This window comes from Cellulomonas sp. URHD0024, assembly GCF_000426185.1.
Lineage (GTDB): Bacteria > Actinomycetota > Actinomycetes > Actinomycetales > Cellulomonadaceae > Cellulomonas.
This window is the reverse complement of the sequence record NZ_AUEW01000014.1, coordinates 1-12,112: the sequence shown is the minus strand read 5'-3', so window position 1 is coordinate 12,112 and position 12,112 is coordinate 1. Positions and strand designations below refer to the sequence as shown.

The following is a 12,112-nucleotide window of genomic DNA, read 5'->3' as shown; positions in this document are numbered from 1 at the left end:
CTCCGACACGCCCGTCGCGCGCCCTCGAGAGGAAGACGCGCGACGGGCACGGAACGTGAGGTCAGTCGGCGGACCGCAGGAGCGTGCGCACCCCGACGACGAGCCCGACGACGGCGGTGAGGACGGCGGCGACCCAGCCCCACGCCACGGCCGACACGGTCAGGTCACCCGCGAACAGGGCGCGCTCGGCCTCGACCACCCAGCGCAGCGGGTCGAACGCAGACGCGACCTTCATCCACTGGGGACCGGACTCGATGGGCAGCAGCATCCCCGACAGGATCAGCAGCGGGAACAGGACGGTCTGCTGGACGGCCCAGAACATCCACTCCTGCTTTCGGACGGCGATGGCCAGCGCGTAGCTGAGCGACCCGAGCCCGACGCCCAGCACCGCCAGCATGGCCAGACCCACCACGGCGCCGACGGGGTCGGCGCGGAACCCGAACGGCAGCATGACCACGATCACGACGAGCGCCTGGGCAACCAGCGGCACGATCTCCTTGAGCGAGCGCCCGACCAGCTGCGACGACCGCGACAGCGGCGTGACCAGCAGCCGCTCGTGGGCACCCGTCTGCATGTCCGTCTGCAGGTTCGAGCCGGTGATCGACGTGCCGAAGAGGGTGGTCATCACGAGGATCGCGGGGACGAACCACTGCCAGACGTCGGCCGACGGCAGGTCGGTGGAGCCGGCGAGCAGCGGGCCGAACAGCGCGAGGAAGACCAGCGGCTGGATCAGGCCGAAGACCACCGAGAACGGTTCGCGGACCACGGGCCGCAGCTCGCGGGTCATGACGAGCCAGACGTCCGAGAACCAGGGACGCCTGGAGGAGGTCGGAACCGCCCGAACGGGGGTCTCGAGTGTCAGCGTGCTCATGCTGCGTCCCGCCCTTCGATCTCGTCGGAGGAAGAAGAGGCCTGCTCGTCGCGCAAGGAGCGGCCGGTCAGCGCCAGGAAGACGTCGTCGAGGGTCGGTCGGACCGCGAGCGCCTCGAGCAGCGGCGCGCCCGCCCGCGACGCCGCGATCACGAGTTCCGGGACGGCGGTTCCCGCGTCAGCCACGCGGGCTTCGACGCGCGCGCCGTCCACGACGACGTCCCGTGCACCGGGGACGTGCGCCAGCAGCCCCGCGACGACGGCCGCCGACCCGGTGGTCGTGAGCACCACCCGATCTCCGGCGAGCGTGCGCTTGAGGCCGTCGGCGGTGTCGTCGGCGATGACCTGACCGTGGTCCACGACGACGACCCGCTCGGCCATGGTGTCGGCTTCGTCGAGGTAGTGCGTGGTGAGCATGATGGTCATCTCGTGCTCCGCGCGCAGCCGCAGGATGTGGTCCCAGAGATTCGCGCGGTTCTGCGGGTCGAGGCCGGTGCTCGGCTCGTCGAGGAACAGCAGCTGCGGCGCGTGGACCAGGCCGAGCGCGACGTCGAGGCGGCGCCGCTGGCCGCCGGACAGCTCGCTGACCTTGCGGGTGGCGTGCGCGGACAGGTCGAGGGCATCGACCAGCTCGTGCGCGCGCCGCCGCGCGGAGGGACGGTCGAGGCCGTAGATCAGCCCCTGGGAGAACAGCTCGTCGACACCGCGCTGGGTGTGGCCGGCGCCGTTGCCCTGGCCGACGTAGCCGATGTGCCGCCGCACCGTGGCGGGGTCCCGCACCACGTCGACACCCGCCACGACCGCGGTGCCGGCGGTGGGCCGCACGAGCGTCGTGAGCATCCGCATGGTCGTCGTCTTGCCGGCGCCGTTCGGGCCGAGCACCGCGACGAGCTCGCCGGGCGCGATGTCGAGGTCGATCCCGCGCACGGCGTGCACGGTCTGCGTCTTGCTCACCTCGAACACCTTGGTCAGTCCTCGGGTCTGGATCATCAGCTCTTCCTTCCGGGAGGGGTACGAGACGACTCTTCCCGAGGTAGCGGTCAGATCCTGTCCGCTACTGCGTGGCATCCTGACGTCATGTCCACGCCGTCCTCCCGCCTGCTCGCGCTCCTGTCGCTGCTCCAGACGCGCCGGGACTGGCCTGGCGACGTGCTCGCCGACCGGCTCGGCGTCAGCCCGCGCACGGTGCGCCGCGACGTCGACCGGCTACGGGACCTCGGCTATCCGGTGCACGCCTCCAAAGGTCCGGACGGCGGCTACCGGCTCGAGCCCGGAACGCACATGCCGCCCCTGCTTCTCGACGACGAGCAGGCCGTCGCCCTGGTCGTCGCGCTGCAGACCGCGTCGACCGGGGTCGCCGGGGTCGACGAGGCCGCCGTGCGCGCGCTGGCGACGCTGCGCCAGGTGATGCCCGCACGGTTGCGGTCGGCCGCGGAGGCCCTGCAGATCACGAGCGTGAGCCGGGCCTCGACGCGGAAGCGCCCGTCGGTCGACGCCGAGACGCTGATCATTCTCGGCAGCGCCGTGCGGGCCCGCGAGGTGCTCCGTTTCGACTACGCGGGCGGCACCGAGAACCCGCTCGGAATCCCGCGCCGTGCGGAGGCGCACCACCTGGTCACGTGGGGCGACCGCTGGTACCTCGTCGGGTACGACCTGGACCGCTCGGACTGGCGCACGTACCGCGTGGACCGGATGACCCCGAAGACGCCGGCCGGGCCCCGGTTCGCACCCCGTGCGCTGCCGGACGCGGACGTCGCGACCTTCGTCGCCGAGCGGTTCGCATCGATCTCCCCCTGGCGCTCCGCCATCCGCGGCGAGGCTCTGATCGATCGACCCGCCGAGGAGGTGGCCCGGTGGGCCGGCCGTGACGGGCTGGTCGAGGCGGTCTCGGCGCGGCGGTGCCGGGTCGTCCTGTCGTCGTGGTCGTGGGACGGGCTCGCGGCGCAGATGGCGATGTTCGGTGCGCCGCTGCACATCGTCGGCCCGGCCGAGCTGGTCGCCGCGACGCGGCGGCTCGCGGAACGGGTCAGTGCGGCGGTCGCGTGACCTCCAGCGCGGGGTGCCGCGGGTCGTCCACGTGCACGACGAGGTCCGCGACCGCCGAGGGCAGCATCTCCTCGTCGTAGCGCGCGAACGCGGGCAGCGTCCAACGCTCGTCGGCCGGGGTGCGCCGCGCCAGCGACGCCGGCCGGAGGGTCAGGTGCACGGCGACCTCGTGGTCCAGCCAGCGGCCGAGCAGCAGGCTGCCGTCGAGGACCAGCACCGCCTCCTCGGGTGCCGGCGCGTACGGTGCGCGCGTCGCCCGGTCCGCCGACGCGTCCCACAGCGACGGCAGGTAGCGGCCCTCCTCGACGAAGCGGCCGAGGACCTCACGACCCAGGGCGCCGAGGTCGAGCCGGTCCTCCAGGTACGCGTCGGGCTCGAACCGACCGAACTCCCAGCGCAGCGAGGCGGGACGTAGGAAGTCGTCGGCGTGCACGCGCACCACCGCGCGGCCCGCGGCTCGAAGGGGGCCGACGAGGGCGTCCGCGAGCGCGCCCGGCCGGGTGGGCGGCGCCCCGTCGACGATCACCCGGACCCTGCCGGGCCCGGCTGCGAGCGTCGCCGAGACCACCCGCTCGACCAGCACCTCGTGGGAGACGGGCTGGATGCTCACGCGGGGGGTCGGCCCTCGCCGTGGTCGTGCGCGGTCTGCTCGCGCTCGTCGATCACGCCCTGCCCCGGCCCGGTGAAGTGCCGCGAACGCTCGAGCGCGTCGATGCTGCCCGTGAACAGGCGCGCGTCGTTGCCACCGGTCGTGATCGTCATCGTGTCGTCGGCCGTGCCGTTGTCGGCGTCGGTACCGGACCAGGCACCCGGCAGCGGGAGGGCCGGGGTCGGGCGGGACGCCGCCTCCTCCCGGCGGGCACGACGCGTCTCCGCCGGGACCGGCGCCGTGCCCTCCCACCGCGTCCGCGGTATCCCCTGCGGCGCCACGTTCTGGAGCCAGGCCACCAGGCCCTCGCGCACGTAGCAGCGCAGGTCGAACAGGGTCGGGGCGTCGACGGCGCTGGCCAGCGCCCGGACACGGACGTGCCCACCCGTGGCGTCGGTCACCTGCAGGATGCCGACGCGCCGGTCCCACAGGTCGGTGTGCTCGAGCAGGCGGACCAGCTCGGCGCGCATCTGCTCGACCGGTACCTCCCAGTCGAGGTCGAGCTCGACCGTGCCGAGCAGGTCGGCGGCGCGTCGCGTCCAGTTCTCGAAGGGCGTCGCCGTGAAGTACGTGGACGGCAGGATCAGCCGTCGGTCGTCCCAGAGGTGCAGCACGACGTAGGTCAGCGTGATCTCCTCGATCCGTCCCCACTGCGTGTCGACGACGACGACGTCGTCGACCCGGATCGCGTCGGTGAACGCCAGCTGCAACCCGGCGAACACGTTGGCCAGCGAGCTCTGGGCGGCCAGACCGGCGACGATCGAGATCAGACCCGCCGACGCCAGCAGGCTCGCGCCGAGCGCGCGGGCGGACGGGAAGGTCAGGAGGATCCCGGCGGTCGCGCAGACCACGAGGATCGCCACGGTGATCCGGCGCAGCACCTGCACCTGCGTGCGGACGCGTCGGGCGTGCCGGTTGTCGGCGACGTCGATGCGGTACCGGTGGACGGCGGCGTCCTCGAGCACGAACGCGAGGCCACCAATCAGCCAGGTCACGGCGATGATCAGGGCGATCAGCAGCAGGTGCTCGACCTGCACCGTCCACCTGGCCGGATCGGTGCTCAGTCGCAGCGCGACCCAGATCGCGATGACCAGCAGCACGGCGCGCAGCGGACGACGGAGGCGGCGACTCAGGTCCGCGGCGGTCGCGGACCTGCGCGCGACCCTGCTCACCAGCACGGCGACGAGCGTCGCCAGCATGTAGGCGACGACGATCGCGGCAAGGACCGCGAGCACCGGGACGACGACGCCTTGGACGTCATGGCCGACGTCGGTGGCGGCTGGCTGCGCGAAGGGCATCAGGGGCACGCGCCACAGCGTAGGCAGACCTCGCCATTCGGGCACAGACGCTAGAGAGGCCCCGTCTCCGTGACCGGAGACGGGGCCTGTCGGAGAGGCGTCTCGCCGGCACGAGGCTTGGCGCGCTCCCTGGACCCTGACGGGCGGCCCGGCTCTCGCCGCGGCCCTCTGCAACGCGGTTCAGACCTTCCTCCAGCCAGCCTCCTAGAACGTCAGGAGGTTGGCTGCATCGATTCTCTCCCTGCCACGGTTCTGCCGCAACTGCACCATGCAACGTCATCGAACGTGCAAAGAGCCGGACGGCTAGCGTTGCTGTCCGTGACCAGGACCGTGACCGTCCGACGCCCGTTCGACCCTGCCCCCGCGGTCGCTTCGCTCGTCGCGCACGCCGTGCCCGGGGTCGAGCTGGTCACCGCCGACACCGTTCGACGGATGGTGACCCTCGACGGAGAGCCGGCGGTGGTCGAGGCGCGGCTGGCTCCTGACTGCGTCACGGTGCGGTCGTCGACGGGATCACCCGCAGCGCTCGAGAGCCTGGCCGATCGGTGGTTCGGGCTGGCGGACGACCTCGGCCCGGTCACGGCCGCCTTCGCCGACGACCCCGTCCTCGGTCCGCTGGTGTCCGTGCGACCGTCGCTGCGGATCCTCGGGCACCCGGACGGCTTCGAGGCCGCGGTCACCACGGTGCTCGGTCAGCAGGTCTCGCTCGGCGCCGCGCGCGTCTTCGGGGGTCGTCTCGCGGCCGCCTACGGCTCGCCCGGTCCGGAGGGCCTGATCGTCTACCCGTCGGCGAGCAGGCTCGCGTCGGTGGACCCGGCGGACCTGCAGCGCGTCGTCCGCATCACGCACGCGCGTGCCCGGACGGTGCACGCACTGGCGGTCGCCTGCGCCGACGGGCTCCGGCTCCAGCCCGATCTCGTCGGTACGGAGGCCGACGACGTCCGCGCGCGGCTGCTGTCGCTGCCCGGGATCGGCGCGTGGACCGTCGACTACCTGGCCCTGCGGGTGCTCGGGGACCGGGATGCGCTGCCCACCGGCGATCTGGTGCTCCGACGGATGCTGCGGCTCGACGACGCGCGCGCGGTGGCCGTCGCCGCTGCGCCGTGGCGCCCGTGGCGGGCGTTCGCTGCGGTCCACCTGTGGACCGCCCGTGCGTACGCGGTGTGAGGCGTCGCGCGCCCCGGCGTCCGTGCAGGTCGCGCGCGCGTCCGGCAACCGAACCGCTACGGCCCGGTCACGATTGCAGCAGTTCGGGCCACCCTCGATCACGATTGCCCCCGTCCGGAACCACGCCGACCGCGTATCGCCTACGTTCACGCCATGACGTCGACGACGAGTCACCGCAGCCGGACCACCTCCCACCGCGGCGCCGCGCTGGCCGCGGCCGCCGTCCTGACGCTGAGCGCTCTGCTCGCCGGCTGCAGCGCGAGCGACTCGGGGACCAACGACAGCAGCGCGCCGCAGGACGCCCCCGCCGGGGCCGCGGTCGACGACACGGGCGCGAAGTCGGGTGACGAGTTCGCGGCCTCCGCGGCCGACGACCAGCGCCAGGTCATCCAGACCGGCGACGTCCGGATGACCGTCGACAGCCCGCAGAAGACCGCCGCGGCGATCGTCACGCTCACGGAGAAGGCCGGCGGCCGCGTCGACGACCGCACCGAGCACGCGGCGACGTCGCAGGACGTCGGCACGGCCGAGCTCACGATCCGGCTTCCGGCCAGCGAGGTCAGCGGTGCGCTCGACGAGCTCCGCACGCTCGGCACGGTCGACGAGATCAAGCTCGACGCCCAGGACGTGACGGGCGCGGCGCAGGATCTCGACGCCCGCATCCACGGCCTGGAGATCTCGGTGGCCCGCATGGAGGACCTCCTGAACAAGGCCACGACGAGCGCCGACGTCATCGCCGCAGAGAGCGCACTGTCCGACCGGCAGACCAACCTGGAGCAGCTCAAGAGCGAGCGAGCGCGGCTGGCGGAGCAGGTGTCCCTGTCGACCCTGACGATCGCGCTCTACGGTCCCGCCCTCGCGCCGGCACAGAAGACCTCCGGTCCGGACTCGTTCTTCGACGGGGTCGCCGCCGGGTGGAGCTCCCTGGTCACGGTGGTCGAGGCTCTGGTGATCGTGCTCGGTGTCCTGCTCCCGTGGCTCGTCCTCGGTGGTCTGCTCGCCTGGGGGATCGCCGTCCTCGTCCGCCGGTACCGTCGGGCGCACCCCCGCGTGCAGCCGGCACCGCAGCCACAGGCGTACCAGCGGGTCCCGCTCGGTGTCGGCGCACCGGTCGGGTCTGCCGGACCCTTCCCCGGGCAGCCCCCCGCAGCCCCGCCCGTGCACGACCCGGACGGGGAGTGAGCCCGCGCGTCGCGGCTGTCGCGCTCCGGTGAGAGCGCCGGACTCAGCCCGCCACGGCGACCGCCCGACGCACCGCCTCGAGGGAGCGCGCGACGTCCTCCTCGTCCGTCGACCAGTTGCTCACCGACACGCGAAGGATGTCGCGACCCTGCCAGTGCGACCCCGACATCCACGTGCCGCCGTCCGCGATGAGCGCCTCGCCCACGCGCCGGGTCCGCTCGTCGGAACCGAACGCGACGCTGACCTGGGTGAACACCACCTCGTTCACGATCTCGGCGCCGTCGATCGCCGCGAGGCCGTCGGCGATCTGCTGCGCGCGCAGGACGAGCCGGTCCACCAGGTCCTCGACCCCGGACCGGCCCAGCGAGCGCAGCGCCGCCCAGACCGACACCCCGCGCGCTCGTCGCGACAGCTCGGGAACCTTGTCGTGAGGGTCGCTCTCGCCCGCGAAGGCAGCGAAGTACTCCGCCTGCATGCCGAAGGCGCGCCGCAGGGGCTCGCGCCGGGCGACGACGGCGACGCCGCAGTCGTACGGCACGTTGAGCGTCTTGTGGGCGTCGGTCGCCCAGGAGTCGGCACCCGCCAGCCCCTCGGTCAGGTGTCGCAGCCGTGGTGACGCCGCGGCCCACAGCCCGAACGCACCGTCGACGTGCACCCAGGCTCCGTGCGCGTGCGCCAGCTCGATGGCGCCCGCCAACGGGTCGAACGCCCCGGAGTGCAGGTTGCCGGCCTGCAGGCACACGATCGTCGGGCCGTCGCCGGCGGCGAGGGCCCGCTCGAGATCGTCGAGGACCAGTCGCCCCTGGTCGTCCGCGGCCACAGGTTCCGGCGCCCCCAGGCCGAGGTACCGCAGCGCCAGGTCGAGCGTGCCGTGCCGTTCCTCGCCGACGAGCACCCGGACCCGCGGCCCGCCCGCCAGCCCGTCGCGATTCAGGTCCCAGCCGACGTCGGACAGCACCTGCTGGCGGCCGGCCGCCAACCCGGTGAAGTTCGCCATCGCCGCCCCGGTCACGAACCCGACGTCCGCCGTGGCGGGCAACCCGAGCAGCTCGAGCAGCCACGCGGCCGCCGCGTCCTCCACGGCGACCGTGCCAGGTGTCGCGTACCGCATCGCGGTGTTCTGGTCCCACGCGCTCGTGAGCCAGTCCGCGGCCAGCGCGGCCGGGTGCGAGCCGCCGATCACCCACCCGAAGAACCGTCCCGACGGCATGGCCATCAACCCCGGCTCGATCCCGGCGGCGAGCTCGTCGACCACGAGAGCCGCATCGGTCGGGCCGTCCGGCAGCGGACCGCCGAAGCTCAGCTCCTCGCGGGCCCGCGGATGCACCGGCCGCTCGCGCAGAGACGCGAGCCACTCCCGGGCGTGCTCCGTCGCGCGCCCGAGAGCAGGCTCGAACTGCGGCCAGCCTGCGGTCATCCCCCCACCTTGCCACCACGAAGGAGGGACGCCACGGCCCGAGGCTGGGCGATTCGCCCGATCCGTGGGACCGTGCCGACGATTTGTCCTGCCGTGGGTCACCCCAACGGACCGCGTGCTCGGACTGTTCACCCCCCTAGCCTCGAGTTGTCGACCGGGCGCCCACGACGACGGCTGGAGGTGGAGTGGTCCAGGTGACGAAGAACCCGCAGTGGCGAGATGCCGAGCACTTCGCCGAGCGCCACGCCCGCACCGTCCTCGCGTTCGTGGACGTGCGGGTCAATCTCGACCCCCAGACGCAGATCGACAACAGCCTCGACCTCGTCGGTGACGACTTCTCCGGACGCGTCGAGCACCAGCGCAGCCCCGTCGAACGATCCGACATCGAGCGCCTGCGCGCGGCGGCCGGCGCGACCGTCGCCGTCTTCTACTCGCGCGCCGGGTTCACCAAGGTCGCGGTGCTGTACGCCGAGGAGCACCGGGTCGCCCTCTTCGGCTACACCGACTCCGGGTACGCGTCCCCTGTCAACCAGTGCGCCACCGACGTCGTGCTCAAGGCGCAGGCCGAGAGCGCCCGCCATGTCCGGGCCGCGACGGAGATCGTGTCCCGGCACGTCACGGCGGCCCGCCAGGAGACCGAGCGACGCGAGCGCGAGGCGCTGGCAGACGCGCTGCGGGCCGAGGACGAGGCTCGCGACGCCGCCGAGCGGCAGCGGGTCAGCCGGGCCCGCAACGAGACCCTGCTCGGCAGGACCGTCGCGCTCCTGCTCCAGATCCAGGTCCGCCCCGACGCGCTGCGGGAGACGGTCGAGCACCTGGCCGGGTCGACGATCGTGAGCGCCGTGGCCGTCGCGGCCGGCCAGATGTCACTGGGCGAGCGGCCGCACGCGATCGCTCTGGTCCGGTCGCTGTTCGAGGACGCAGCGGCGGCGCTCGAGCTGGTGACGCCGGCTGCCGCACGGGACGCGACGAGCTACTGGGCCTCGAAGCAGGCGATCGAGCGCGGCTTCGACGCGCTCGACGCCGCCGACGGCGTGGGCACGATCGGCCACGTCGGCCCGGAGGACGTGACCGCCTACCTCCGGCAGGCCGAGAGGTGCTGGCGAGCCGTCGCCGACGAGCTCGAGCGTCGGATCCCGGCCCGCGCGGACACCGGCATCCCCGAGCCCCGACGGGCGCGGCACCTCACCTCGACGCGCTGAACACCTCAGTCGACGGTCACCTTGGCGTGCTTGTCCGCGTACAGGATCTCCAGGAACGGTCCCGCGCCGACGAGGATGTCGTAGGTGCCGCTCTCCAGCCCGTCGAACGTCGCCGTGAAGCATCCGTCGGCACCCAGCGGTTGGGGGAACGGCGGCGACGAGCTCGCCCACAGCCGCCCGTCGGCACCGACCAGCTCGACCGCGAGATCGATGTGCTCGTCCCCGCCGGGGAAGCCCGTGTAGGTGAATCCGATCGCAACCGCACCCGTGTCACCGGGATCGGTACAACCACCTGTCACCGCCCCTGCCGAGTCGGCGGCGACCAACCCGACGTCGGTGATCTCAGCGGCGGCGTCCAGCTCGGGGGTCACGTACGGCGAGACGTACTTCTTGTCCGCTCGTGCCGCCGCGATCAGTGGCGCGGCCAGCGCGATCGGACGCAGCGACCCGATCCGGTCGGCCCGCAGGAGCGTCGGCACCCCGATGATCCGTCCCTCCAGGTCGGCCGCCAGGCCTCCCGAGTTGCCGGGTGAGATCTCGGCGTCGACGTTCAGGAACCCGCGGTCGAGCCCGAGACGGTCGTCGTTGACCACCCCGGCGACGACGCCGCGGGTGGCGGTCGGCGCCGACGACTGCGAGGCGCCCGGGTAGCCGAAGATCCGGACCTCGTCCTCGGAGGTGACGGCGTCGGAGTCGCCGAGGTCCACCGCCGTCAGGCCCTGCAGGTCCTTCGGGCGGACCGTCGCCCCGGACAGCGTCCGGAGGATCTTGACGACCGCGAGGTCCAGGTATCCGTCCACGGCGACGACGTCGGCCACGAAGCGCGGTTCCGCGTTCGAGCCGGCGCTCTCGGCGATGCTGACGACGAGCTGCTTCGAGTTGTCCCGGACGTCGGGCTGCAACCTGTCGTAGAGCAGCGCCTGGCCGGCAGCCTGGGGCTCCGCCACGTGCGCGTTCGTCAGGATCAGTCCGCGCCGGGCGTCGATGACCGTGCCCGACCCCGACCCTTCGTCGTAGGAGATCTGCACCGTGGCGCGCGCGAGGTCGTCGGTGCTCACGCTGCTGCCTCGGGTCACGGCGACGACCGTCCCCACGACGACCAGCGCCAGCACGACGGTCGCCGCCACGAGTGCGGACCGGGGCACACGGTCGACGAGTCGTCTCGACGGCCGACGCACACCTGGTCCGGCGGCGCCGTCCGGCAGCAGCTGCACCAGCACGCCGCTGTCCGGGTCGCCGAGCCGCACCGACGACGCCTCCGACACGAGGAGCCGCTCGACCCGCGACCCGTTCGACCAGGAACCGCCCGACGACGACAGGTCGGTGTAGACCCAGGCGTCGGCCTCGCGCTCTATGCGCCCGTGCCGGCGGGACACGCTGCGCCCGGCGAGGACGACGTCGTTGCCGACCTCACGACCCAACGTCGCGCCGACGCCGTCGGACACCACGACGTCAGGCTGCCCCGCGACGCGCACCGTCAGCGTTGCCCGCGGTGGCAGCTGGCCGACGACGGTCGCGCGCGCCGGCGCGAGGCCGGCGACCTCGGTGCCCTCGTCGAGGGACGTCTCGAGCCCCAGCTGTTCGCGCAGGGGCAGAGGCCCGCTCGACGCCGGAACCTCGACCTGCAGCTGCACGGCCACCGCACCCGACCCGCGACCGAGCGTGACCACCGTCGACGGCCCGAGCCGGGCCTCACCGACCCGCATCCCGTCGATGTAGCTGCCCTGCGCGGAGCCGCGGTCGCGGAACGACCACCCGTGCTCGTCGGCGGTGAGCAGCGCATGAGCGCGGGACACCGACGACGAGGTGAGGACCACGGAGCTCGACGGGTCGCGCCCGATCGTCACCGGTCCGGCGCCTGCGGGGACACGGACGTGCCCGTCGTCCCACGTCACGACCACCGCGCCTGGAGCGCCCATGTCAGCCACCCCTCTCAGAAGGGGTACGAACTGCCGAGGACTTGCAGGCCCCAGCCGTTCGGAAGGTCGGAGAGCGTGTTCTTCACGGAATCGGCGAACAGCATCTGGCGGTACAGCCCCCGGAGCTCGGGGTGCGTGATGCTCGCCCTCGCGATCGCGTCGTACAGGCCAATGCTCGTCGGCCCGCTCTGGACAGAAGCGGCCCCGATGATCGCGTCGGAGACCGCCGAACCGCCCTCCAACGACCACCCCTGACCCGACCCACCGACCACCGAACCACCCCCGATGATCGCGTCCGAGACCGCCGAACCCCCCTCCAACGACCACCCCTGACCCGACCCACCGACCACCGAACCACCCCC

General features: G+C 73.0%; 11 protein-coding genes. 4 read left to right on the top strand and 7 right to left on the bottom strand.

The window, feature by feature from the left end:
• Positions 1–61: 61 nt before the first annotated feature.
• Both I847_RS0114685 and I847_RS0114680 read right to left on the bottom strand, forming a co-directional pair.
• On the bottom strand, positions 62–871 hold the full coding sequence (locus tag I847_RS0114685; RefSeq protein WP_028050300.1) for an ABC transporter permease: 810 nt from the start codon (positions 869–871) through the stop codon (positions 62–64).
• The gene (locus I847_RS0114680) at positions 868–1,860 is read right to left on the bottom strand and encodes an ATP-binding cassette domain-containing protein (protein WP_028050299.1); all 993 of its coding nucleotides are present in this window, start codon (positions 1,858–1,860) and stop codon (positions 868–870) included. Before I847_RS0114680 ends, I847_RS0114685 begins: the two co-directional genes overlap by 4 nt.
• Positions 1,861–1,947: 87 nt before the next feature.
• Between I847_RS0114680 and I847_RS0114675 the strand changes: the two genes are divergently transcribed.
• Positions 1,948–2,916: a YafY family protein gene (locus tag I847_RS0114675; RefSeq protein WP_028050298.1), complete on the top strand. Its 969-nt coding sequence runs from the start codon at positions 1,948–1,950 to the stop codon at positions 2,914–2,916.
• On the opposite strand, the gene I847_RS0114670 is transcribed toward I847_RS0114675, so the two are convergent.
• Positions 2,897–3,526, bottom strand: coding sequence for a uridine kinase (locus I847_RS0114670; protein ID WP_028050297.1), 630 nt, complete (start codon positions 3,524–3,526; stop codon positions 2,897–2,899). The two genes, I847_RS0114675 and I847_RS0114670, sit on opposite strands and share 20 nt — an antisense overlap.
• Positions 3,523–4,863, bottom strand: coding sequence for a mechanosensitive ion channel family protein (locus I847_RS23905; RefSeq protein WP_051274932.1), 1,341 nt, complete (start codon positions 4,861–4,863; stop codon positions 3,523–3,525). Before I847_RS23905 ends, I847_RS0114670 begins: the two co-directional genes overlap by 4 nt.
• A 318-nt stretch (positions 4,864–5,181) precedes the next feature.
• Here I847_RS23905 and I847_RS0114660 point away from each other — a divergent pair, with 318 nt between their 5' ends.
• Positions 5,182–6,030 (top strand): DNA-3-methyladenine glycosylase, encoded by an 849-nt coding sequence (locus tag I847_RS0114660; RefSeq protein ID WP_155856165.1) that lies wholly within the window; start codon positions 5,182–5,184, stop codon positions 6,028–6,030.
• A gap of 153 nt (positions 6,031–6,183) precedes the next feature.
• A complete protein-coding gene (locus I847_RS25775) occupies positions 6,184–7,212 on the top strand; it encodes a DUF4349 domain-containing protein (RefSeq protein WP_051274931.1) in 1,029 nt (342 codons plus the stop codon).
• A 43-nt stretch (positions 7,213–7,255) separates the two neighbouring features.
• Here the strand turns inward: I847_RS25775 and I847_RS0114650 are convergent, their stop codons facing one another.
• Entirely contained in the window at positions 7,256–8,629 is a 1,374-nt protein-coding gene (locus I847_RS0114650) for an aminotransferase class V-fold PLP-dependent enzyme (RefSeq protein ID WP_028050295.1), read from the bottom strand.
• A 194-nt stretch (positions 8,630–8,823) separates the two neighbouring features.
• On the opposite strand from I847_RS0114650, the gene I847_RS0114645 reads away from it, so the two are divergent.
• Positions 8,824–9,831, top strand: a complete 1,008-nt coding sequence (locus tag I847_RS0114645) for a hypothetical protein (protein WP_196804579.1) — start codon at positions 8,824–8,826, stop codon at positions 9,829–9,831.
• 5 nt (positions 9,832–9,836) lie between these two features.
• Here the strand turns inward: I847_RS0114645 and I847_RS0114640 are convergent, their stop codons facing one another.
• Positions 9,837–11,750: an FHA domain-containing protein gene (locus I847_RS0114640; protein WP_081680973.1), complete on the bottom strand. Its 1,914-nt coding sequence runs from the start codon at positions 11,748–11,750 to the stop codon at positions 9,837–9,839.
• A gap of 14 nt (positions 11,751–11,764) precedes the next feature.
• A partial coding sequence (locus I847_RS23895) for a hypothetical protein (RefSeq protein ID WP_034610457.1) occupies positions 11,765–12,112 on the bottom strand: 348 nt, incomplete at its 5' end.